General features: G+C 61.7%; 19 protein-coding genes. 7 read left to right on the top strand and 12 right to left on the bottom strand.

Annotated features, from left to right (window positions below):
* Positions 1-16: 16 nt before the first annotated feature.
* The 5 genes from hisC to mtnA all read right to left on the bottom strand — a co-directional run bounded on the left by hisC (position 17) and on the right by mtnA (position 7,699).
* Entirely contained in the window at positions 17-1,129 is a 1,113-nt protein-coding gene (hisC, locus tag N2A98_RS08180) for a histidinol-phosphate transaminase (protein ID WP_275623243.1), read from the bottom strand.
* 9 nt (positions 1,130-1,138) lie between these two features.
* Positions 1,139-2,233, bottom strand: coding sequence for a prephenate dehydratase (pheA, locus tag N2A98_RS08175; RefSeq protein WP_003172650.1), 1,095 nt, complete (start codon positions 2,231-2,233; stop codon positions 1,139-1,141).
* Positions 2,233-3,318 (bottom strand): 3-phosphoserine/phosphohydroxythreonine transaminase, encoded by a 1,086-nt coding sequence (gene serC / locus N2A98_RS08170; protein WP_044272959.1) that lies wholly within the window; start codon positions 3,316-3,318, stop codon positions 2,233-2,235. The genes pheA and serC overlap by 1 nt, the downstream gene beginning before the upstream one ends.
* A gap of 231 nt (positions 3,319-3,549) precedes the next feature.
* Complete coding sequence (gene gyrA / locus N2A98_RS08165) at positions 3,550-6,204, bottom strand: DNA gyrase subunit A (RefSeq protein ID WP_032892792.1); 2,655 nt, start codon at positions 6,202-6,204, stop codon at positions 3,550-3,552.
* A 424-nt stretch (positions 6,205-6,628) separates the two neighbouring features.
* A complete protein-coding gene (gene mtnA / locus N2A98_RS08160; protein ID WP_069557163.1) occupies positions 6,629-7,699 on the bottom strand; it encodes an S-methyl-5-thioribose-1-phosphate isomerase in 1,071 nt (356 codons plus the stop codon).
* Between the two features lie 109 nt (positions 7,700-7,808).
* Here mtnA and N2A98_RS08155 point away from each other — a divergent pair, with 109 nt between their 5' ends.
* The 4 genes from N2A98_RS08155 (at position 7,809) to N2A98_RS08140 (ending at position 11,479) form a co-directional block, all read left to right on the top strand.
* The gene (locus N2A98_RS08155) at positions 7,809-9,140 is read left to right on the top strand and encodes a TRZ/ATZ family hydrolase (RefSeq protein ID WP_044272957.1); all 1,332 of its coding nucleotides are present in this window, start codon (positions 7,809-7,811) and stop codon (positions 9,138-9,140) included.
* Positions 9,141-9,204: 64 nt separating this feature from the next.
* Positions 9,205-9,903: a bifunctional 2-polyprenyl-6-hydroxyphenol methylase/3-demethylubiquinol 3-O-methyltransferase UbiG gene (gene ubiG, locus N2A98_RS08150; RefSeq protein ID WP_003189760.1), complete on the top strand. Its 699-nt coding sequence runs from the start codon at positions 9,205-9,207 to the stop codon at positions 9,901-9,903.
* Between the two features lie 4 nt (positions 9,904-9,907).
* Positions 9,908-10,579 carry an N-acetylmuramic acid 6-phosphate phosphatase MupP gene (mupP, locus tag N2A98_RS08145; protein ID WP_047710358.1) on the top strand — a complete coding sequence of 224 codons (672 nt, stop codon included), beginning with the start codon at positions 9,908-9,910 and terminating at the stop codon, positions 10,577-10,579.
* Between the two features lie 159 nt (positions 10,580-10,738).
* Positions 10,739-11,479 (top strand): YciK family oxidoreductase, encoded by a 741-nt coding sequence (locus tag N2A98_RS08140; RefSeq protein ID WP_003189758.1) that lies wholly within the window; start codon positions 10,739-10,741, stop codon positions 11,477-11,479.
* 134 nt (positions 11,480-11,613) lie between these two features.
* On the opposite strand, the gene N2A98_RS08135 is transcribed toward N2A98_RS08140, so the two are convergent.
* The 6 genes from N2A98_RS08135 to N2A98_RS08110 are packed head-to-tail and all read right to left on the bottom strand — an operon-like array spanning position 11,614 to position 17,774.
* Positions 11,614-13,128, bottom strand: coding sequence for an ABC transporter substrate-binding protein (locus N2A98_RS08135; RefSeq protein ID WP_069557161.1), 1,515 nt, complete (start codon positions 13,126-13,128; stop codon positions 11,614-11,616).
* 32 nt (positions 13,129-13,160) lie between these two features.
* A complete protein-coding gene (locus N2A98_RS08130; protein ID WP_078466602.1) occupies positions 13,161-14,132 on the bottom strand; it encodes an ABC transporter ATP-binding protein in 972 nt (323 codons plus the stop codon).
* Positions 14,129-15,085, bottom strand: coding sequence for an ABC transporter ATP-binding protein (locus N2A98_RS08125; RefSeq protein WP_078802743.1), 957 nt, complete (start codon positions 15,083-15,085; stop codon positions 14,129-14,131). The genes N2A98_RS08130 and N2A98_RS08125 overlap by 4 nt, the downstream gene beginning before the upstream one ends.
* A complete protein-coding gene (locus N2A98_RS08120; RefSeq protein ID WP_138762145.1) occupies positions 15,082-15,939 on the bottom strand; it encodes an ABC transporter permease in 858 nt (285 codons plus the stop codon). Before N2A98_RS08120 ends, N2A98_RS08125 begins: the two co-directional genes overlap by 4 nt.
* Positions 15,936-16,883, bottom strand: coding sequence for an ABC transporter permease (locus N2A98_RS08115; RefSeq protein ID WP_034135121.1), 948 nt, complete (start codon positions 16,881-16,883; stop codon positions 15,936-15,938). Before N2A98_RS08115 ends, N2A98_RS08120 begins: the two co-directional genes overlap by 4 nt.
* Before the next feature lie 3 nt (positions 16,884-16,886).
* Entirely contained in the window at positions 16,887-17,774 is an 888-nt protein-coding gene (locus N2A98_RS08110; RefSeq protein WP_014717608.1) for a proline iminopeptidase-family hydrolase, read from the bottom strand.
* 183 nt (positions 17,775-17,957) lie between these two features.
* Here N2A98_RS08110 and N2A98_RS08105 point away from each other — a divergent pair, with 183 nt between their 5' ends.
* A complete protein-coding gene (locus N2A98_RS08105; RefSeq protein WP_044272951.1) occupies positions 17,958-18,722 on the top strand; it encodes a LuxR family transcriptional regulator in 765 nt (254 codons plus the stop codon).
* Between the two features lie 95 nt (positions 18,723-18,817).
* On the top strand, positions 18,818-19,750 hold the full coding sequence (locus N2A98_RS08100; RefSeq protein ID WP_032892802.1) for a proline iminopeptidase-family hydrolase: 933 nt from the start codon (positions 18,818-18,820) through the stop codon (positions 19,748-19,750).
* A 96-nt stretch (positions 19,751-19,846) separates the two neighbouring features.
* On the opposite strand, the gene N2A98_RS08095 is transcribed toward N2A98_RS08100, so the two are convergent.
* Positions 19,847-21,349 carry a nucleobase:cation symporter-2 family protein gene (locus N2A98_RS08095; protein ID WP_044272949.1) on the bottom strand — a complete coding sequence of 501 codons (1,503 nt, stop codon included), beginning with the start codon at positions 21,347-21,349 and terminating at the stop codon, positions 19,847-19,849.
* 157 nt (positions 21,350-21,506) lie between these two features.
* Here N2A98_RS08095 and N2A98_RS08090 point away from each other — a divergent pair, with 157 nt between their 5' ends.
* Positions 21,507-22,340, top strand: coding sequence for a hypothetical protein (locus tag N2A98_RS08090; RefSeq protein WP_044272947.1), 834 nt, complete (start codon positions 21,507-21,509; stop codon positions 22,338-22,340).
* The last annotated feature ends 6 nt before the right edge of the window (positions 22,341-22,346 follow it).

The raw sequence follows: 22,346 nt of genomic DNA, 5'->3' as shown, positions 1-22,346 counted from the left end.
TTGCAATGCAGTGACATCAACCACGGGCCAGAACCTTGGCCAGCGCCTCAAGGAAGCGGCTGTTCTGAGCCGGCAAACCGATGGTGATACGCAGGTGGTTCGGCATGCCGTAGTTGGCCACCGGGCGCACAATCACGCCCTCGCGCAGCAAACCCTGGAACACCGGCGCGGCCACTTGGCCGAGGTCGACGCAGATGAAGTTGCCCTTGGACGGAATCCAGCCCAGGCCCAGCTCACGAAAGCCTTCCTGCAACTGCAGCATGCCGCTTTCGTTGAGGCGACGGCCTTCTTCCAGGTATTCGGCATCCTTCACCGCCGCACAGGCGGCCGCCAGGGCCAGGCTGTTGACGTTGAACGGCTGACGCACGCGGTTCAGCACATCGGCGACCACGGGCGTGGACAAGCCATAACCGACCCGCAGCGACGCCAGGCCGTAAGCCTTGGAGAACGTACGCGACACCAGCAGGTTCGGGTAGGCCGCGAGGAAATCCAGGCCGTCGGGCAAGTCGCTGCCTTCGGCGTACTCGATGTAGGCTTCGTCCAGCACGACCAACACGTGCTCCGGCACATCCTGCAGGAATTCGTTCAGTGCCTGCTCGTCAAACCAGGTGCCGGTCGGGTTGTTCGGGTTGGCGATAAACACCACGCGGGTGTGCTCATCAATGGCCGCCAGCATCGCCGGCAGATCATGGCCCCAGTCCTTGGCAGGAATCACGCGAGCATCCGCCCCCACCGCCTGGGTCACGATCGGGTAGACCGCAAACGCGTGTTCGCTGAACACCGCGTTCAAACCTGGCGCCAGGTAGGCACGGCCGACCAGCTCAAGGATGTCGTTGGAGCCGTTACCCAAGGTCACTTGATTCAGCTCGACCCGGCACTTGTCCGCCAGCAAAGACTTGAGCGCAAAGCCGTTGCCATCGGGATAGCGGGTCAGCTCGGCCAGCTCTTCACGAATCGCTGCCAACACTTTGGGGCTCGGCCCCAGCGGGTTTTCGTTACTGGCCAGCTTGACGATCTTGGACGGGTCCAGATTCAACTCACGGGCCAACTCGTCCACAGGCTTGCCTGGAACGTAAGGCGAGAGTTGTTGCACGCCCGGCTGCGCCAGGGCGAGGAAGTTGCCACTCATGTCAAAGCCTCACAAAACCGCTTTCGGGTAAGAGCCCAGCACCTTGAGTGCCACGGCTTCCTGACTGATCTTCTCCAGCACGCCCTTGACCAGCGGGTCGCGGTGATGGCCGATGAAGTCGATAAAGAACACGTAGGTCCACTTACCGCTGCGCGAAGGACGAGTCTCGATGCGCGTCAGGTCAATCCCGTTATCGTGGAACGGCACCAGCAGCTCATGCAGCGCGCCGGGCTTGTTGCTCATGGAAACGATGATCGAGGTCTTGTCGTCGCCAGTGGGCGGCACTTCCTGGCTGCCGATCATCAAAAAGCGCGTGGAGTTGTCCGGGCGGTCTTCGATTTTCTCGGCCAGGCGCGTCAGGCCGTACAGGCCCGCGGCCATATCGCCGGCAATCGCCGCCGAATTCCACTCACCCTTGACCCGCTTGGCCGCCTCAGCATTGCTGGACACCGCCACGCGCTCGACATTTGGGTAATGGGCGTCCAGCCACTTGCGGCACTGGGCCAGGGACTGGGCGTGGGAATAGATACGGCTGATGCTGTCGGTCTTGGTGTTTTCACCCACCAGCAGGTGGTGGTGGATACGCAGTTCCACCTCACCGCAGATCACCATGTCGTGTTCGAGGAAGCTGTCCAGGGTGTGGTTGACCGCGCCTTCGGTGGAGTTTTCCACCGGCACCACGCCAAAATTCACCGCACCGGCCGCGACTTCACGGAAGACTTCGTCGATGGCCGCCATCGGCTTGCTGATCACCGCGTGGCCGAAGTGCTTCATGGCCGCCGCCTGGGTGAAGGTGCCTTCAGGGCCGAGGTAGGCCACTTTCAGCGGCTGCTCCAGCGCCAGGCACGAAGACATGATTTCACGGAACAACCGCGCCATCTCTTCGTTGCCCAACGGCCCCTTGTTACGCTCCATCACACGCTTGAGCACCTGCGCTTCACGCTCGGGGCGGTAGAACACCGGCACTTCGCCTTCCGCGAGGGAGGCCATCTTTACCCGTGCCACTTCCTGGGCGCAGCGCGCACGCTCACTGATCAGCTCCAGGACTTTCTCGTCCAGGCTGTCAATGCGCACGCGCAGGGCCTTTAGTTCTTGCTCAGACATTAGCCGTGTTCCTTCTCGAACTCTGCCATGTAGGCAACCAGCGCATTGATGGCGTGGATGTCGACGGCGTTATAAATGGAGGCGCGCATGCCGCCCACCGAGCGGTGGCCCTTGAGGTTCAGCAGGCCGCGCGCGTCGGCGCCAGCCAGGAACGGCTTGTCGAGGCGGTCGTCAGCCAGGCGGAACGGCACGTTCATCCACGAGCGGTCAGTGAGGTTGATCGGGTTGCTGTACAGGCCGCTGGCGTCGATGAAGTCGTACAGGACGCGCTTCTTCTCTTCGTTGAGCTTGCCCATGGCCGCGACACCGCCCTGCTCCTTGAGCCATTCGAACACCAGGCCCGACAGGTACCAGGCAAACGCCGGCGGGGTGTTGTACATCGAGCCGTTATCGGCCGCGACCTTGTAGTTGAGCATGGTCGGGCACAGCGAACGGGCACGGCCCAGCAGGTCTTCGCGGATGATATTGACCAGGATGCCGCTCGGGCCGATGTTCTTCTGCGCGCCGGCGTAGATCATGCCGTATTTGGACACGTCGATCGGGCGCGAGAGGATGTCCGAAGACATGTCGCACACCAGTGGCACGTCACCGACTTCAGGCACCCAATCAAATTCCAGGCCACCGATGGTTTCGTTCGCGACGTAGTGAACGTAGGCCGCGTCCTTGGACAGCTTCCACTCGTTCTGACCGGGAATGGCGAAGTAATCGTAGGGTTTGGCGGTGCCTGCCACGTTGACATGGCCGTAGCGCGAGGCTTCTTCGATAGCCTTCTGCCCCCAGATACCGGTGTCGATATAGTCGGCAGTGCCGCCTTCGGGCAGCAGGTTCAGCGGCAACTGGGCGAACTGTTGGCTCGCGCCGCCCTGCAGGAACAGCACTTTGTAATTGGATGGGATGTCCAGCAAGTCGCGCAGGTCCTGCTCGGCCTTGTTGGCGATGGACACGAACTCATCGCTGCGATGGCTCATTTCCATCACGGAGAGGCCTTTTCCATGCCAGTCGAGGAGTTCACCCTGCGCACGCTGCAGGACTGCTTCAGGAAGCGCCGCGGGACCGGCACAGAAGTTATAGGCTCTCTTGCTCACATCCAATCTCACTCTGATCTGGTGGTAGTCAGGCAAACATATCAGCCGACACCGGACCCCATGTGGGAGCGGGCTTGCTCGCGAAATCGATCTAACAGGCGCCACCTTGGGTGAATGTCAGTCCGCCTTCGCGAGCAAGCCCGCTCCCACAAGGGATCTCCATGGTTGTCGATATTTCCATCCGGACAAACAACAAGGGGGCGAATCTTCATCCGCCCCCTGTGTGTCCGCTTATTCCTGCGGTTCTTCTTCGTCTGCGGCAGCGTCGAGGGTTGGCTCGTCAACGTTGTCATCGCCGGCTGCGATCACCTCGCCTTCAAATTCCTCACCTTCGAGCTCTTCACCTTCGACTTCCGAAGGCTCCTGCACACGTTCCAGGCCGACCAGTTTTTCGTCCTTGGCCAGCTTGATCAGGGTCACGCCCTGGGTGTTACGGCCCAGGCTCGACACTTCCGCCACACGGGTACGCACCAGGGTGCCCTGGTCGGAAATCAGCATGATTTCCTCGCCATCGAGCACCTGTACCGCGCCGACCAGACGGCCGTTGCGGTCGTTGCTGACCATGGCGATCACGCCCTGGCCGCCACGCTTGTACTCCGGGAACTCACTGATGGCGGTGCGCTTGCCATAACCACGCTCGGAAGCGGTGAGGATCTGGCTGCCTTCTTCCGGGATCAGCATCGAAATCAGCTTCTGCCCTTCTGGCAGGCGCATGCCGCGTACACCGCGAGCGGTACGGCCCATGGCACGCACGTCGGATTCCTTGAAGCGTGTGACCTTGCCGCCATCGGAGAACAGCATGACTTCGCGCTCGCCATCGGTGATGGCTGCGGAAATCAGCACGTCGCCTTCATCCAGCTCCAGGGCGATCAGGCCCACGCTGCGCTGACGGCTGAAGGATTCCAGCGGGGTCTTCTTCACGGTGCCTTTGGCGGTGGCCATGAAGATGAAGTGACCTTCGGTGTATTCCTCGACCGGCAGCATGGTGGTGATGTACTCATCACTGTCCAGCGGCAGCAGGTTGACCAACGGACGACCACGGGCAGCGCGGGAGGCCTCCGGGATTTCGTAGGTCTTGAGCCAGTACACCTTGCCCTTGCTGGAGAACAGCAGCAGCGTGGTGTGACTGTTGGCGACCAGCAGGTGAGCGATGTAGTCCTCATCCTTCACGCCGGTAGCCGATTTACCTTTACCGCCACGACGCTGGGCCTGGTAAGCCGCCAGCGGTTGGGTCTTGGCATAGCCACCGTGGGAGATGGTCACCACGCGCTCTTCTTCCGGGATCATGTCACCCAGGGTCAGGTCCAGACGCGCATCGAGGATTTCGGTGCGGCGCACGTCGCCGTATTCGGCGCGGATCACTTCCAGTTCTTCGCGGATCACTTCCATCAGGCGCACGGCGCTGCTGAGGATGCGGATCAACTCGCCGATCTGGTTGAGGATCTCCTGGTACTCGGCCAGCAGCTTCTCGTGCTCAAGGCCGGTGAGGCGGTGCAGGCGCAGCTCCAGAATGGCCTGGGCCTGCTCTGGCGACAGGAAGTACTTGCCTTCACGCAGACCGTATTGCGGGTCCAGGGTCTCGGGGCGGCACGAGTCGGCGCCAGCGCGCTCAACCATCGCGACCACGGCGCTGGATTCCCACGGCGTGCTGATCAGCGCTTCCTTGGCTTCCGACGGGGTTGGCGAGGCCTTGATCAGGGCGATCACCGGGTCGATGTTCGACAACGCAACCGCCTGGCCTTCCAGGATATGGCCGCGCTCGCGGGCCTTGCGCAGTTCGAACACGGTGCGGCGGGTCACCACTTCGCGGCGGTGACGCACGAAGGCTTCCAGCAGGTCCTTGAGGTTCAGGATGCGCGGGCGGCCGTCGATCAGGGCAACCACGTTGATACCAAACACGCTTTGCAGCTGGGTCTGGGCGTAGAGGTTGTTGAGGATCACCTCTGGCACTTCACCACGGCGCAGCTCGATTACTACGCGCATACCGTCTTTGTCGGACTCGTCGCGCAGCTCGGTGATGCCTTCCAGCTTCTTCTCTTTAACCAGCTCGGCAATCTTCTCGATCAAGCGTGCCTTGTTCAGCTGGTACGGGAGTTCAGTGATAACGATCTGCTGGCGGCCACCGACCTTGTCGATGTCTTCGATCATCGAGCGGGCACGCATGTAAATGCGCCCGCGACCGGTACGGTAGGCTTCGATGATGCCGGCGCGACCGTTGATGATCGCGGCGGTCGGGAAGTCCGGGCCGGGGATGTATTGCATCAGCTCATCGACGGTCAGCTCAGGGTTGTCGATAAGGGCCAGGCAACCGTCGATGACTTCACCGAGGTTGTGCGGCGGGATGTTGGTGGCCATGCCCACGGCGATACCGCTGGAACCGTTGACCAGCAGGTTGGGGATCTTGGTGGGCATGACAGCCGGGATCATTTCGGTGCCGTCGTAGTTCGGCACCCAGTCCACGGTTTCTTTGTGCAGGTCAGCCAGCAGTTCGTGCGCCAGCTTGGTCATGCGCACTTCGGTGTATCGCATGGCCGCGGCGTTGTCGCCGTCCACCGAACCGAAGTTGCCCTGGCCGTCTACCAGCAGGTAGCGCAGGGAAAACGGCTGCGCCATCCGAACGATGGTGTCGTACACCGCAGTGTCGCCGTGAGGGTGATACTTACCGATCACGTCACCGACAACACGGGCAGATTTCTTGTACGGCTTGTTCCAGTCGTTACCCAGCTCGCTCATCGCGAACAGCACACGCCGGTGCACGGGCTTCAAGCCATCGCGCGCATCAGGCAGTGCCCGACCGACAATTACGCTCATCGCGTAGTCGAGGTAGGACTGTTTCAGCTCGTCTTCGATATTGACCGGGAGGATTTCTTTGGCCAGTTCGCCCATGAGAAGCCTGATTCCTTTTTCGGGTGAAACCTCGTCACATCCATTCGGGACGAACGAAGCTCGCCGCTGCCGGCACGATGCCTGACAACGACTTACGACAAATCAACGAGTTATGACACGGATCTGCACGTTATAGGCCACCCCTCGGGGCAGCCCTGGAAACCGCCGGATGTTATCACAATCGCCGCCACGCACCTATCCCCCTGATGCGCATGGAGGCTAGTAATTTGACGGATGACAGGCTTGAAGGGGACGAGAGGGGCTCAGAGGCGCGGTGGTGCTTTTTTTTGAGGGTGGAATGCAGGAGTTTTGTTGACTTCAAGGGCCATTCGCGAGCAAGCCCGCTCCCACCTTTGATTTGTGAACACCGTTAAATGTGGGAGCTGGCTTGCCTGCGATAGCGCCCCCACAGGCGCCCACACACTCAATGCAGGCGCTTACGGCACATCAACTTGGCCAACTTGGCCACATCCGGCCGCTCCACCACGCCCTTTTCAGTCACGATGACATCAATCAGATCCGCAGGCGTCACATCAAACACAGGGTTAAACGCCGCGACATCCAACCGCTGCCCATCAACCTCCAGCAACTCGCCACTATCGCGCTGCTCCAGCGCAACATCATCGCCAGTAGCCATCATCAAATCCAGGGTCGAACTCGACGCCACCACCATAAAGCGCACGCCATGGTGCATGGCACACACGGCCAGCTGATAAGTGCCGATCTTGCTGATCACATCGCCATTGGCCGCGATACAGTCAGCACCGACCACCACCCACGTCACGCCTTTGGTCTTGAGGATATGCGCCCCGGCGGAGTCGGCATTCACCGCCACGGGGATGCCCTGGCCCGCCAACTCCCACGCCGTCAGGCGCGAGCCTTGCAGCCACGGGCGGGTTTCATTGACATAGACCTGCTCGACCAAGCCCTCCAGATACGCTGCATGAATCACCCCGAGGGCTGTGCCAACGCCGCCGGAGGCCAACGCGCCGGCGTTGCCATGGGTGAGGATCGCCTGGGCGTTGCCCTGGTGCTTGCGAATCCGCTCCATACCCAACTGGGCCATGACCACATTGGCCTCCCGGTCGCTTTCATGGATCGCCACGGCTTCGGCTTCCAGCACCACCAGCGGGTCGGCGTGCTGCTTGAGGCGGTCGAGGCGGTCGCGCATGCGCTGCAAGGCCCAGAACAAGTTCGATGCGGTCGGTCGAGTATGGGCCAGCAAGGCGTAGTCTTCTTCCCACGCGGCCTGCCAGTCACCGCCCTCGGCGATGCGCTCGCGGGCGGCGAGCACCAAGCCATAGGCGGCGCAGATGCCGATAGCCGGTGCGCCCCGCACCACCATGGTGCGAATGGCGTCGGCCACTGCTTCAACAGTAACGCAGGCTACCCAGCGCTCACGGGACGGCAAAACACGCTGATCGAGCAGGTGCAGCGCGCCATCACGCCATTGGATGGCCTTCACTTTCTCTGCAGCCAACAGTCGGTCGCGCATCCCTTACCCCGCACTCATGAACAAAAGCCGCCGATTATAGCGATCCGCCAGCCAGGACGCTCGGGTATACTTCGCCCTTCTTTTATAGCTGCCTGGGAAGAAGCCTGCGATGACCTCCACTGCCGCCCCGCTCGACTTGTTGCTGCTGCCGACCTGGCTGGTACCCGTCGAGCCCGCTGGCGTGGTGCTCAAGGAGCATGGCCTGGGTATCCGCGATGGCTGCATTGCCTTTATCGGGCCACGGGACGCGGCGTTAAAGCTGGCGGCGCGCGAGGTGCGCGAACTGCCCGGCATGCTGCTCAGCCCCGGCCTGGTCAACGCCCACGGCCATGCCGCCATGACCCTGTTCCGCGGCCTGGCCGACGATTTGCCGCTGATGACCTGGCTGGAAAAACACATCTGGCCCGCCGAAGCCAAGTGGGTCGACGAAGCGTTCGTGCGCGACGGCACCAACCTGGCCATTGCCGAGCAGATCAAGGGCGGCATCACCTGCTTCTCGGACATGTATTTCTACCCCAAGGTCGCCAGTGACTGCGTGCACAACAGCGGTATGCGTGCGCAGATCGCGCTGCCGATCCTCGACTTCCCGATCCCCGGCGCCAGCAGTGCCGACGAGGCGATTCGCCAGGGTATCGAGCTGTTCGGCGACCTCAAGCACCACCCGCGCATCAAGATCAGCTTCGGCCCCCACGCGCCGTACACCGTATGTGATGCCAACCTGGAAAAGATCCGGGTGATCGCCGAAGAGCTGGACGCCGTGATCCATATGCACGTTCACGAAACCGCCTTCGAAGTGCAGCAAGCCGTCGAGCAGACCGGCGAGCGGCCATTGGCGCGCCTGGCTCGCCTCGGCCTGCTGGGCCCGCGCTTTCAGGCCGTGCACATGACCCAAATCAGCGAAGACGACCTGGCTTTACTGGTAGAAAGCAACACCAGCGTCATTCACTGCCCGGAATCGAACCTGAAACTGGCCAGCGGCTTTTGCCCGGTGGAGCGCTTGTGGCAGGCTGGCGTCAACGTGGCCATCGGCACCGACGGCGCTGCCAGCAACAATGATCTGGATTTGCTCGGCGAAACCCGCACGGCGGCGATGCTGGCCAAGGCCGTGGCCGGCTCGGCGACTGCGCTGGATGCCCACCGCGCCTTGCGCATGGCCACGCTCAACGGTGCCAGGGCAATGGGCCTGGACAGCCAGATTGGCTCATTGGAAGTCGGCAAGGCAGCCGACATCGTCGCCTTTGATCTTTCCGGGCTGGCGCAACAACCGATCTACGATCCGGTCTCACAGCTTATATATGCCACCGGGCGCGATTGCGTGAAACACCTTTGGGTCGCCGGCAAGCCATTGCTCGACGACCGGCAATTGACCCGCATGGATGAACAACAGTTGACCGCCACGGCCATTGCCTGGGGCCAACGCATCAGCGGGCACAGCGAATAACGCCGTTGCTGAACCCATGAGCTCAGCAACGCCAAACCGACTTATCAGATTCAGAGGATTGACCATGAGCAACGTCGACCACGCCGAAATCGCCAAGTTTGAAGCCCTGGCCCACCGCTGGTGGGACCGCGAGAGCGAATTCAAACCCCTGCACGACATCAACCCTCTGCGGGTCAACTGGATTGACGAGCGCGTCAACCTGGCCGGCAAGAAGGTGCTGGACGTCGGTTGCGGCGGCGGCATCCTCAGCGAAGCCATGGCCCAGCGTGGCGCCACCGTCATGGGCATCGACATGGGCGAAGCGCCGCTGGCCGTGGCCCAGTTGCACCAGCTCGAATCCGGCGTGAGCGTGGAGTATCGCCAGATCACCGCCGAAGCCCTGGCCGAAGAAATGCCTGAGCAGTTCGACGTGGTCACCTGCCTGGAAATGCTCGAACACGTGCCAGACCCGTCCTCGGTGATCCGCGCCTGTTTCCGTATGGTCAAGCCCGGCGGCCAGGTGTTCTTCTCCACCATCAACCGCAACCCCAAGGCTTACCTGTTCGCGATCATCGGCGCCGAATACATCATGAAGCTGCTGCCGCGCGGCACCCATGATTTCAAGAAATTCATCCGCCCTTCCGAGCTGGGTGCGTGGAGCCGCCAGGCCGGGCTGACTGTCAAGGACATCATCGGCCTGACCTACAACCCGCTGACCAAGCACTACAAGCTGGCCAACGACGTTGACGTCAACTACATGATCCAGACCCTGCGCGAGGAGTAAGCCTGTGAAGTTGCGAGCGGTTCTCTTCGACATGGACGGTACCCTGCTGGACACCGCGCCGGACTTTATCGCCATCTGCCAGGCCATGCGCGCCGACCGTGGCCTGGCGCCGATCAACCCCGAGCACATCCGTGATGAAATTTCCGGTGGTGCGCGGGCGATGGTCGCCGTGACCTTCTCGATGGACCCGGAGTCGCCGGGCTTTGAGGAACTGCGCCAGGAATTCCTGGAGCGTTACCTCAAAGATTGCGCAGTGCACAGCAAACTGTTCGACGGCATGGCCGAGCTGCTGGAAGACATCGAGAAAGCCAAGCTGATCTGGGGCGTGGTCACCAACAAGCCGGTGCGCTTTGCCGAACCGATCATGCAGCGCCTGGGCCTGGCCGAGCGTTCGGCCGTGCTGATCTGCCCAGACCACGTGAAAAACAGCAAGCCGGACCCGGAGCCGATGATCCTGGCGTGCAAGATGCTCGACCTGGACCCGGCCAGCGTGCTGTTCGTGGGCGATGACCTGCGCGACATCGAATCCGGCCGCGACGCCGGTACACGCACGGCGGCGGTCACCTATGGCTATATCCACCCGGACGATAACCCACGCCACTGGGGTGCGGACGTAGTGGTGGATCACCCGCTGGAATTGCGCAAGGTACTGGATAACGCGCTGTGCAGTTGCTGATGGTTCACCGACTTTACTGACCGATGGAGATCCAAATGTGGGAGCGGGCTTGCTCGCGAATGCGGTGTTTCAGTATCTGATTCAGTGACTGGCACACCGCATTCGCGAGCAAGCCCGCTCCCACAGGGAGATTCAGCGTTTTCAAATCTGAGGTTGTTTATGTTTGATTACTCTGCACCGCCAGAACTGCTCAAAGGCCGGACCATCCTGGTGACCGGCGCCGGTCGCGGGATTGGTGCGGCAGCGGCAAAAACCTATGCCGCCCATGGCGCCACCGTGCTGTTGCTGGGCAAGACCGAAGCCAACCTGGCCCAGGTGTATGACGAGATCGAAGCCGCCGGCCACCCGCAGCCGGTGGTGATCCCGTTCAACCTGGAGACCGCCCTGCCCCATCAATACGATGAGCTGGCAGCGATGATCGAAAAGGCATTCGGCCACCTCGACGGCCTGTTGCACAACGCCTCGATCATCGGCCCACGCACGCCCATCGAGCAGTTGTCCGGCGAGAACTTCATGCGGGTGATGCACGTGAACGTCAACGCGATGTTCATGCTGACCAGCACGTTGCTGCCGCTGCTCAAGCTGTCCCAGGATGCGTCGGTGGTGTTCACCTCCAGCAGCGTCGGGCGCAAGGGCCGTGCTTATTGGGGTGCCTATGGGGTGTCCAAGTTCGCCACCGAGGGGCTGATGCAAACCCTGGCCGATGAGCTGGAAGATGTGGCCGCAGTGCGCGCCAACAGCATCAACCCGGGCGGTACCCGCACCAGCATGCGCGCCCAGGCGTACCCCGGGGAAAACCCGATGGAAAGACCAGCACCGGAAGAGATCATGCCGGTGTACCTGTACCTGATGGGGCCGGACAGTGCCGGCATCAATGGCCAGGCCTTCGATGCGCAATAAGCCCTGACACACCGCAAAACAAAGGTGGGAGCTGGCTTGCCTGCGATAGCATCACCGCGGTGCAACTGAAGCACCGAGGTGTCTGCATCGCAGGCAAGCCAGCTCCCACATTGCCTTGTGGTGTAGTTAAAAACTCAGTTTTTGACCACTTCCTCCAGGGTGAAGCGTCCCAACGGGTTCTGCAGGAAGTTGCTCACGTTCTTGCGTGAGATGTTGATGTACGGGCTGTAGTACAGGTCAATCCAGTTCACATCCTGTTTGGCCAGCTTCTGCAACTCCACATACATTTGCTCGCGCTTGGCCGGGTCTGCCTCGATCCGCGCGGCCGCCACCAAGGCCTTGACCTGGTCGTTCTTGTAGCGGGTCATGTAGTTCTGGTTGGTGTCGTGGCCCAGCACGAAGGTGGTTTTCTGGTCGGGATCGAGGATGTCGTTGGTCCAGTACATCACCGAAATATCGTACTCACCGTCCACCAGCATCTGCCAGCTTTGGGTCGGGTCGACTTTCTGCAGGTTGGCGGTCACACCGACCTTGGCTAGCTGGTCCTTGATGATGACCGCGATCTGCTCGTCGGCCTCGTTGCCGGCGTTGACCACGTAGTTGAGCTTCAAATCCTGGGCACCTGCAGCGGCCAGCAGCTTCTTGGCTTCGGCCGGGTCGTACGGGCGTTGCAGGTTGTTGGCGTAGTGGTACAGCGAGCCCTTGGGAATGTAGGAATAAGCCACGGTGCCTTGACCGTAAGTGACCGCTTTGACCAGCGATTGCTTGTCGATGGCCATGTCCAGGGCCTGGCGCACTTGCGGCTTGGCCAACAAACCGTGCTCGTGGTTGATCAACAGGTGATCTTCACGGGTGGACGGGTCGGCGTGGATCACCACGTTCGGGTCTTTTTTCAGCTCTTGCACCCGGGAGAACGGCACAAAGATCGCCGTGTCGAGTTCGTTGTTCTGCACCATGCGCATGCGCGTGTTGTCATCGGTCACCGACACCCATTCCACGCCGTCCAGGCTCACGCTGCTGGCCTGCCAGAAATTCGGGTTTTTCTTCAGGATCACGCGGTCGCCCTTGCGCCACTCGTCCACAGTAAACGCGCCGGAGGTCACCGGGTTTTCCGAGTAGGCGTCTTCGCCCATCTTGGTCATGGCTTTTTCCGACAGGATCGACACCGTTGGCGACGCCAGTTGCGAGAGGAAGGCCACCGCCGGGGTTTTCAGGGTGACCACCAGGGTCTTGGCATCGCTGGCCGTGGCGGTATTGATCAGGCTGAACGGGTCGCTCCACAGCGAGGCCTTGTTGTCACGAATACGCAGCAGGCTGAACGCGGCGTCGGCGGCGGTGATCGGCGAGCCGTCAGAGAACTTCGCCTCGCGCAGCTTGAAGGTGTAGGTCAGGCCATCCTTGGAAATGTCCCAGCTTTCGGCCAGGCCCGGTTCCATCTTGGTGCCCAGGTTATCCACGCGCACCAGGGTGTCGTAGACGTTGGCAAACACCCAGGTGTCGCGGTTTTGCGCGCTTTTGATCGGGTCGAAAGTGGTGCTGTCTTCACGGCAGCCGATGGTGAGCACACCAGCGGCCTGGGCCAGGCCGGCGGTCAGCGACCAGGCCGTGAGGGTAGCGGCGGCGAGCAATTTCAAGTGGCGCGAGTGCATATCACAACTCCTTGTTAATGAATGGCAGAGGGTCAAAGCAAAGGGTCTTCAAGCACGCAACTGTACCGATGCTCGTGCAGGAAATGGGTGGGGGGCAATACCGTGGAACACATGGCTTGCGCATACCGGCACCGCGGGTGGAAGGCACAGCCTGTCGGCAGGTTCAGCGGGCTGGGCGGTTCGCCGGGCAAAGGCTGCGCTGGCAACGGGCGGTGCGGATCGATCTCCGGGATGGCCTGGATCAGCGCCGCCGTATACGGGTGACGGGGCGCGGTGAACACCGCTTCCACCGGCCCCTCCTCGACGATCTTGCCCAGGTACATCACCGCCACGCGGTCGCACAGGCGCCGCACGATGGCCAGGTCATGGGCGATAAACAGGATCGCCAGGTTCATGCGTTGTTGCAGTTCGAGCAGCAGGTTGATGATCTGGCCCTGGATCGACACATCCAACGCCGCCACGCATTCATCGGCAATGATCAGGCGCGGCTCCACCGCCAGCGCCCGGGCGATCCCCACGCGCTGGCACTGGCCGCCACTCAGGGAGCCGGGCTTACGCGTCGCCAGTTCGGGACGCAGGCCCACCAGTTCCAGCAGTTCGTTGACGCGCGCGGGAATCTGCGCCACCGCCACTTTGCGCTGTACCCGCAGCACTTCGGCGAGGGTTTCGCCAATGCTGTGTCGTGGATTGAGCGCGGCATAAGGGTCCTGGAAAATCATCGCGGTTTCATGCCGCAGCCGGGCAATGTCGATGGCACTGCCATGGGCCATGTCGATACCGTCGAACAGCACTTGCCCGGCGCTGATCGGGTTGAGGTGCAAAATTGCCCGGCCCAGGGTGCTCTTGCCACTGCCGGACTCGCCCACCAAACCCAGGGTTTCACCGGCGGCGAGGTTCAGCGACACCCCGTTCACCGCCCTCACCCACTGGCGGTTGAGGCCCAGCAGGCCGCTGCCGGACGCGGCAAAGCGCACCTCCAGATCCTTGATCTGCAACAGGCTCATGGGCGCCCTCCCAACGGATAGTGACAAGCCACGCGTGCGCCTTGTGGCAGCAACTCAGTGCACAAGGCGCCGGCCTGCGGGCAGCGCGGGTGGAAGCGGCAGCCGTCGGGCAATGCATCGAGCAACGGCGGCTGGCCAGCAATGGTGCGCAACAACGCATGCCCGCTGCTGTGGGCCGGCTGGCAGTCGATCAGGCCTGCGGTGTACGGATGTTGCGGTTGGGCCAGCAACTCGTATTTGCTGCCGTGCTCGCACAGGCGCCCGGCGTACATCACGGCGATGGCATCGCAGGTTTGCGCCACCACGCCCAGGTCATGGGTGATCATGATGATCGACAGGCCACGCTGGTCGCGCAGGTCGAGCAACAGCCGCAGGATTTGCGCCTGCACCGTCACATCCAGGGCGGTGGTCGGCTCGTCGGCGATCAGCACCTTCGGGTTGCAGCCCAGGGCCACGGCAATCATGGCGCGCTGGCGCATGCCGCCGGAAAACTCATGGGGGTAGTTGTCGACCCGCGCCTGCGGGTCGGGAATCCCGACCTGACGCAATACCTCGATCGCCTGCAGACGCGCGTCTTTTTTCGACGCGCCTTGATGCAGGCGGATGCCCTCGGCGATCTGCTCACCGATGCGCATCAACGGGTCGAGGTGGCTGCTGGGGTTCTGGAAGACCATGCCCAACTGCCCGCCGCGCACAGCGCGCATGCCGGCATCATCCAGGGCCAGCAGGTCCTGGCCGGCCAACCGTACGGCGCCACCCTGCACGCGCAGGTTGGGCGATGGCAGCAGGCGCATCAGGCCACGACAAGCCATGGTCTTGCCCGAACCGCTCTCGCCCACCAGGCCGAGGATTTCACCTTCGGCCAGGTCGAAGGACACCCGATCCACCAAGGTGATATCACGCCCAGCGTTGTTGGCGATCACACTGAGGTCGCGCACTTGTAGCAGGCTCATGAACGCTCCCCCAATACCTGCGCAACGCCGTCGGCCAACAGGCTGAAGCCCATGGCCAAGGTCACGATGGCCAGGCCCGGGAAGGTGCAGATCCACCAGGCGGTGGTGATAAAGGCTTGCCCTTCGGCCACCATCGTCCCCCATTCGGCGGTCGGCGGTTGCACCCCCAGGCCCAGGTAACTGACGGCGGCGCCGTTGAGCAGCACCAGTACCGCGTCGGACATGGAAAACACAATGGAGCCAAACAGCGCATTGGGCAGCAAATGCCGGAACAGAATGCGCCCATGGCCAAAGCCCAGGCTCTTGGCGGCCAGGGCGAATTCGCTTTCCTTGAGCACCAGGATCTGCGAGCGAATCAGGCGTGCGTACGACACCCAACCCACCAGCGCCATGGCGATGTAAAAACTCTGCAAGCCCGGCCCGAGGATGGCCATGATCGCCAGCATCAGCACCAGGAACGGGAACGCCAGCACCACATCGATCACGCGCATGCAGACACTGTCGAAACGCCCGCCGATATAACCCGAGACCGCACCGATAAAGGTGCCGATGATGAACGGGAAGATCACTCCGATCACCGCCAGTTGCAGGTCGATGCGCGCACCCCAGATCACCCTCGAGAGGATATCCCGGCCGTAATTGTCCGTACCCAACGGATGGGCAAGGCTGGGGGCCAGCAAACTGATGCTGGTGTCCTGCGCGATGGGGTCGTAGGGCGCGACCCACGGCGCAAACAGCGCCAGGGCCAACCACGCGAACAGGATCAACAACCCCCATGCGGCGGTCAGTCGGCCATTGCGAAAACCAAAGCGCAGGCGCAAGCGCCACGGGGCAATCATGGGGCGGCTGCTCATTGCATCTTCACCCGTGGGTCGAGGGCCACGGTTACCAGGTCGGCCAGGAAGTTGACCACCACCGTGGCACAGGCCAGCACCATCGCCACGCCCTGCACCACCATGTAGTCACGGGTGAAAATGCCGCGTACCAACAACTGGCCGATGCCTGGAATCGCGAACAGGCTTTCGATGACCACCGTGCCGCTGATCAGCCAACCGATGTTGACGGCCAGCAGGTTGACCGCCGGCACCAGGGCGTTGGGCAGTACATGACGGCGAAACACTGCGCCTTCAGGCAGCCCGCGCGCACGTGCGGCGGTGACGTGGTCCGCCTGCAACTCCATCAACATGCTCGCCCGCAGGTTGCGCACCAGCACCGCCGACAGCGCCAGGGCGATGGTCAGGCACGGCAAGAGCATATGGTGCGCCTTGTCCAGCCAGGTGCGCCCGTAACCAGACACCGGGAACAGGCCCCATTTCACGCTGAGCAGCAGGATCAGCATCAACCCCAGCCAGAACGCCGGCATGCCCAGGCCGACCGTGGTGAACACGCGGATCAGCTTGTCCGCCCAACGGCCCTGCTGGCGCGCCGCAATCGTCGCCAGTGGCAGCGCTATCAACAACGCGAGCACCACGCTGCCCAGCACCAGCACCAGGGTCGGCTCGATGCGGGTGACGATCAGTTTGAGGGCGTCGACCTTGTACAGCAGCGATTGGCCGAGGTCGCCCTTGAGCAGGTTTTTCAGGAAGTAAAAGTATTGCAGCCACAAGGGCTGGTCGAGGCCGAACTGGGCGCGGATCTTCAACAGCGCATCTGGCGTGCTGCGCGAACCCAGCAAGGCGCGCGCCGGGTCGCCGGGAATCGAGCGCACCAGCACGAAGGTGATCAGGCTGATGCCCAGCAGCACCGGCAGCAATTGCAGGGGCCGGGACAACACAAAACGGTAGCGCGCCAGGTTCATGCGTCAGCCTCGGTGGCGAGCGAGGAAGTCCAGCAGCACCGGGAAGTACGCCTGCGGCTCCTCGTAAAACGGCATATGACTGCTGTTGGGGAACACATGCAACTCGGCATGGGGAGCTGCAAGTTTCATGCGCATCGCACAGGCGGGGGTAAGTTCGTCGTGCTGGCCGGTGGTGATCAAGATCGGCATGTTGAACTCGGCCATTTCCTTGAGACGGTTCCAGTCCTTGAGGTTGCCGATATAGAGGAACTCGTTGGGGCCTTGCATGGTTTCGTAAGGCCCCATGTTCCAGTCGCCCAGGGAGCGCTTGACCGGCTCCGGCCATTCGTCGAGGCGGCACACGTGGCGGTAGTTGAGCAAGGTGATAGCGGCCTGGTACTGCGGATGGTCGAGGGTGCCCATGGCTTCGTGGCGTTGCATCATGGCCACGGTTTCGCTGCCCAGGGCGCCGCGCAGGCGTTCCAGCTCCTGGGACAGGTGGGGAATGTCGCCGACGGTGTTTTCCAGGATCAGGCTTTTGAGCGCACCGGGATAATGCACGGCATATTCGATGCCCAGCCAACCGCCCCAGGAATGCCCGAGCAAATGCACGCGGCCCAGGCCCAGCGCCTGGCGCACGGTCTCGACTTCTTCGACATAACGGCGGATTTCCCACAGTGCGGCATCGGTCGGTCTGGCTGATGCGCCTGTGCCAAGCTGGTCGAATGCAACCACTCGCAGGTTATGTGCTTTGAGCCAGCCATGGGCGTCACGCAGATAGTCACACGGCAGGCCCGGCCCGCCGTTGAGACACAGCAGCACCTCATCGCCTTCGCCAAAGCTGTAGACCACGAGGTTATGGCCGTCGACTTGCACGTTGTACTGCTGGTCGGGGGCAATTTCACGCCACATGCATACATTCCTTGTGTTGTATCGGCCTGGCGGGTAGCGGCCGTTTATCAGGTCAACACTACCGAGGATGCCGTGCGTCCATAACCTAGTATTTCTTATAGGTTTGGCCTGGCAGTCCTTCGCCGGGGCGTGGCATTCTACTTGCAGCAAGTCGAGATTCAAATGAATTCGGGAGCAGAACGGATGCTGGCCAAGCTGACCGCCTTCAATAATCGCCTCATACCGGGCAGGAGCCTGGATGAACAGATGGACAATGCGTTTATCCTTGCCCAACAACTGGGCTTCGATGCGCTGGTGTATGACTACAGCCCGGTGCCCATCGACCTCAATGGCACACTGATCACCCCCTCGCTGTTGCAACTGCGCAACACGCCGGCCGACTGGCACGCCTTATGGTGCAGCGAAGGGTTTTACCAGATCGACCCGGTGCAACACCTGGCACTGAGTTCGGTATCACCGTTTGTCTGGTCCTATGAGGCCAAGACCGAGACGGCCCTGCAAAAGATCATCGACCCCTGCCACGCCCCCGTTTCCTCCTACCTGCATGAACGCCAACTCACCTGCGGCGTCAGTGTGCCGATTCATCTGCCCAAGGGCGGTTTTGCCTCGCTCACTGGCTTACGCACCGGCAAGGCGCGCACGGTATTGAAGGACGCCCAACATACGCTGGCCGATTTCAGCCTGATTACCCATGCCCTCCAGGAAGCGGCGTACCCGCTGTTCAGCAAGGAGATGCGGGCTTATCCGCACATCCGGCTGACCAAGCGCGAGCGCGAATGCCTGAAATGGGCGGCTGAAGGCCTGACCGCCGCTGAAATCGCCACGCAATTGAGCCGCTCCCTGGCGGTGGTGACCCTGCACCTGGCCTCGGCGATGCACAAACTGGGGGCCAAAAACCGTGTCCAGGCGGTGGTTCGCGCCACCCATTACCGCTTGCTGGAAGGTTGAGCTTTGGGCAAAAACCTATCTGTTTTGCTAGTTACCTAAACTTTTTGTTCAGACTATCGTAACCCTGATCCTTTTTTTTCAGAGCAGGGTACGAAATGGAATTCATCGAAAAAGTTCGCGAAGGCTACGCGCCCTTTGGCGCCTATCAGACCTGGTATCGCGTCACGGGTGACCTGAGCACAGGCCGCACGCCCTTGGTGATCATCCATGGCGGCCCGGGTTGCACCCACGATTACGTCGACGCCTTCAAAGACGTCGCCGCCAGCGGCCACGCGGTGATTCACTACGACCAGTTGGGCAACGGCCGCTCCACGCACTTGCCAGAAAAAGACCCGTCGTTCTGGACCATCGGCCTGTTCCTCGACGAGTTGAACAACCTGCTGGACCACCTGCAAATCAGCGAGAACTACGCGATCCTCGGGCAATCCTGGGGCGGCATGCTCGGCAGCGAACACGCGATCTTGCAACCCAAGGGCCTGCGCGCGTTTATCCCTGCCAACTCGCCCACCTGCATGCGCACCTGGGTCAGCGAAGCCAACCGCCTGCGCAAGCTGTTGCCTGAAGGCGTGCACGAAACCCTGCTCAAGCACGAGCAGGCCGGCACCTACCAAGACCCGGAATACCTGGCGGCCTCACGGATTTTCTATGACCAGCACGTGTGCCGGGTCAACCCGTGGCCCGAAGAAGTGGCACGCACCTTCGCCCAGGTGGATGCCGACCCGACGGTGTACCACGCCATGAGCGGCCCGACCGAATTCCACGTGATCGGCAGCTTGAAGGACTGGAACGTGATCGGTCGCCTGTCAGCGATCAAGGTGCCAACCCTGGTGATTTCCGGCCGGCACGACGAAGCCACACCGTTGGTGGTCAAGCCGTTCTTGGATGAGATAGAGAACGTGCGCTGGGCACTGTTTGAAGACTCCAGCCACATGCCCCACGTGGAAGAACGCCAGGCGTGCATGGGGACAGTGGTGAAGTTTCTGGATGAGGCGTGTTCGTTGCCGCACAAAGCCCTCAAAGCCGGCTGAATCCCCGTGGGAGCTGGCTTGCCTGCGATAACACCGGTGAATTCACCATCGCTATCGCAGGCAAGCCAGCTCCCACAGGGTATACGGCGTCGCTCGCTAAACCTCGCTGGTCTCAGGCTTGGATGTTTTCCTCAAGGTATCCGCTACCAGAGGAATTTCCTTGCCCTCTGCATCAAACAACTTCCCGCCCCGGTAGTAATCCCCATCGCGCAACGCGGCCACGTCGCGAAAGCACAAGCTGCGCTCAGTCCCCGCCACGAACACTGACTGCTGGTCGGAGTTGCCGGCGGTGAAGTGGTTGAACGCCAGGTTCAGCAGAATCGCCATGATCGCCGACGAGCTGATGCCCGAGTGGAAGATGGTCGCGAACCAGCTTGGAAACTGATCGTAGAAGCTCGGCGCGGCGATGGGGATCATGCCGAAGCCGATAGACGTGGCAACGATGATCAGGTTCATGTTGTTGCGGTAATCCACCTTGGACAGCGTGCGAATCCCGCTGGCCGCCACCGTGCCGAACAACACAATCCCGGCGCCGCCCAACACAGAGGTGGGCACGGCCGCGATCACCCGGCCCATGAATGGCAGCAGGCCGAGCACCACCAGGAATACCCCGCCAGTGGCCACCACAAACCGACTCTTGACCCCGGTCACCGCCACCAGGCCGACGTTCTGGGCGAACGCGCTCTGGGTAAACGAACCGAAGATCGGCGCGAACATGCTCGACAGCATGTCGGCACGCAAGCCGTTGCCCAGGCGCTTGGAGTCGACCTTGGTATCGATGATCTCGCCCACCGCCAGGATGTCCGCCGAGGTTTCCACCAGCGTCACCATCACCACGATGCACATGGAAATAATCGCCGCTACATGGAAGGTGGGCATGCCGAAGTGAAACGGCGTGGGGAAACCGAACATCGGCCCCTGCATCACACCGGAGAAGTCCGCCATGCCGAGCAGCACCGCGATCACCGTGCCAATCACCATGGCCAGCAGGATCGACAAGCGAGAGATGGTTGCGCTGCCGATTTTGCTCAGCAGCAGCACCAGCACCAGGGTCAGGGCGGCCAGGCCGATGTTGGACATGCTGCCAAAATCCGCCGCCCGGCTGTTGCCGCCCATGGCCCAGCGCGCCGCCACGGGCATCAGGGTCAGGCCGATGGTGGTAATCACAATGCCCGTCACCAGCGGCGGGAAAAACTTGGTGATCCGTGAGAACACCGGAGTGATCAACAAACCGATAAAGGACGCGGCCATCACCGCGCCGAGAATCGCTGGCACGCCACCGGCGCCGTCGCTGCCGACAATCGCCACCATGGTCGCCACACCCGCGAACGACACGCCCTGCACCAGCGGCAACTGACAGCCGAAGAACGGCAGGCCCAGGGTTTGCAGCAGCGTGGCCAGGCCACCGGCAAACAGCGATGCAGCAATCAGCAGGCCGATATCCGCCGGCGACAACCCGGCTGCCTGGCCGACGATCAACGGCACGGCGACGATGCCGCCATACATGGTGAGCACATGCTGCAGGCCGTAAGCCATGTTGGCGGCGACGCCCAGATTTTCATCTTCGGGCCGCTGCGGTGACGCCTTCGGGATAGTCATGGTGAGGAGTTCTCTGTTTTTGTTGTGCGCTCACTGTATGCAATGTTCAGACTGTATGTCCATAGAGTTGTATACAATCAATCGAACAAGATACCCTCCAACGGCGTTACAAAAACAATCCGGCCGTCACGAGCCAGAACGCCAAAGGACAAAAAGAATGAAAAAGGCACTACAGGGCGCAACCGTCGCACTAACCCTTCTCGGCGGCGGGGAGGCTGTTGCGGTGGAGTGGATGAACAACAGCGTCGGGTTTCGCTACGGGCAGCACTTCACCAACCCGAACAACCCCGACGACTTCAGCAAGCGCATCTACAGCTTTACCCACGCCAGCGGCTACCGTTACGGCAGCAATTTCCTCAACCTCGATGTGTTCCTGTCCGACAGCAGCGACCCGCGCAAGGGCACCGACCACGGTGGCAGCGAGGTGTACGCCGTGTACCGGCATCAGCTGTACGCCTCACGCGTGTTCGACCTGCCGCCAGGCACCGGGCTGATCAAGGATTACGCGCTGACCCTGGGCTTCGACGCCAACCGCAACAACAACTTCGCTTCCGCCAAGAAGCGCGCCCTGGTGATTGGCCCCACGTTGAAGTGGGGCACCGTCGGCGTGCTGGACCTGAGCCTGATGTACTACAAGGAAAAGAACCACACCGGCATCCCCGGCGCGCAAGAGTCGAACCACACCTTCGACGCTACCTACATGCTCAACCTGACCTGGATGCGACCGTTCGAGGTGGGCAACCATGCGGCGAAATTCCAGGGGTTTATCAATTACGTCGGGGAGAAAGGCGAGGACTACCATGGCCGCGATACGGCAGCGGAAGCGCTGATGCGTACGGCGCTGATGGTGGCGGTGCGACCGGGTAAAAGCGTCAAGCCGAACTTGTACCTGGGGGTGGGGTATGAGTACTGGCATAACAAATTCGGCGTGGACGGTGGCCGTGGCAGCCGCACCTCGACGCCGACGTTGAACATGGAAGTCACGTTCTAACTGAAG

The sequence above is a fragment of the Pseudomonas sp. FJ2-5-13 genome (assembly GCF_029201605.1).
Taxonomy (GTDB): Bacteria; Pseudomonadota; Gammaproteobacteria; order Pseudomonadales; family Pseudomonadaceae; genus Aquipseudomonas; species Aquipseudomonas lactis.
Note: the sequence above shows the minus strand (reverse complement) of the source record. Positions and strands in the feature narration are given on the sequence as shown.

Bases quoted from the DNA above. Each gene is read 5' to 3' on its own strand.
- hisC (WP_275623243.1), bottom strand. From the start codon at position 1,129: ATGAGTGGCAACTTCCTCGCCCTGGCGCAGCCGGGCGTGCAACAACTC.
- pheA (WP_003172650.1), bottom strand. From the start codon at position 2,233: ATGTCTGAGCAAGAACTAAAGGCCCTGCGCGTGCGCATTGACAGCCTG.
- gyrA (WP_032892792.1), bottom strand. From the start codon at position 6,204: ATGGGCGAACTGGCCAAAGAAATCCTCCCGGTCAATATCGAAGACGAG.
- mtnA (WP_069557163.1), bottom strand. From the start codon at position 7,699: ATGCGCGACCGACTGTTGGCTGCAGAGAAAGTGAAGGCCATCCAATGG.
- N2A98_RS08155 (WP_044272957.1), top strand. From the start codon at position 7,809: ATGACCTCCACTGCCGCCCCGCTCGACTTGTTGCTGCTGCCGACCTGG.
- ubiG (WP_003189760.1), top strand. From the start codon at position 9,205: ATGAGCAACGTCGACCACGCCGAAATCGCCAAGTTTGAAGCCCTGGCC.
- N2A98_RS08140 (WP_003189758.1), top strand. From the start codon at position 10,739: ATGTTTGATTACTCTGCACCGCCAGAACTGCTCAAAGGCCGGACCATC.
- N2A98_RS08135 (WP_069557161.1), bottom strand. From the start codon at position 13,128: ATGCACTCGCGCCACTTGAAATTGCTCGCCGCCGCTACCCTCACGGCC.
- N2A98_RS08130 (WP_078466602.1), bottom strand. From the start codon at position 14,132: ATGAGCCTGTTGCAGATCAAGGATCTGGAGGTGCGCTTTGCCGCGTCC.
- N2A98_RS08125 (WP_078802743.1), bottom strand. From the start codon at position 15,085: ATGAGCCTGCTACAAGTGCGCGACCTCAGTGTGATCGCCAACAACGCT.
- N2A98_RS08120 (WP_138762145.1), bottom strand. From the start codon at position 15,939: ATGAGCAGCCGCCCCATGATTGCCCCGTGGCGCTTGCGCCTGCGCTTT.
- N2A98_RS08115 (WP_034135121.1), bottom strand. From the start codon at position 16,883: ATGAACCTGGCGCGCTACCGTTTTGTGTTGTCCCGGCCCCTGCAATTG.
- N2A98_RS08110 (WP_014717608.1), bottom strand. From the start codon at position 17,774: ATGTGGCGTGAAATTGCCCCCGACCAGCAGTACAACGTGCAAGTCGAC.
- N2A98_RS08105 (WP_044272951.1), top strand. From the start codon at position 17,958: ATGCTGGCCAAGCTGACCGCCTTCAATAATCGCCTCATACCGGGCAGG.
- N2A98_RS08100 (WP_032892802.1), top strand. From the start codon at position 18,818: ATGGAATTCATCGAAAAAGTTCGCGAAGGCTACGCGCCCTTTGGCGCC.
- N2A98_RS08095 (WP_044272949.1), bottom strand. From the start codon at position 21,349: ATGACTATCCCGAAGGCGTCACCGCAGCGGCCCGAAGATGAAAATCTG.
- N2A98_RS08090 (WP_044272947.1), top strand. From the start codon at position 21,507: ATGAAAAAGGCACTACAGGGCGCAACCGTCGCACTAACCCTTCTCGGC.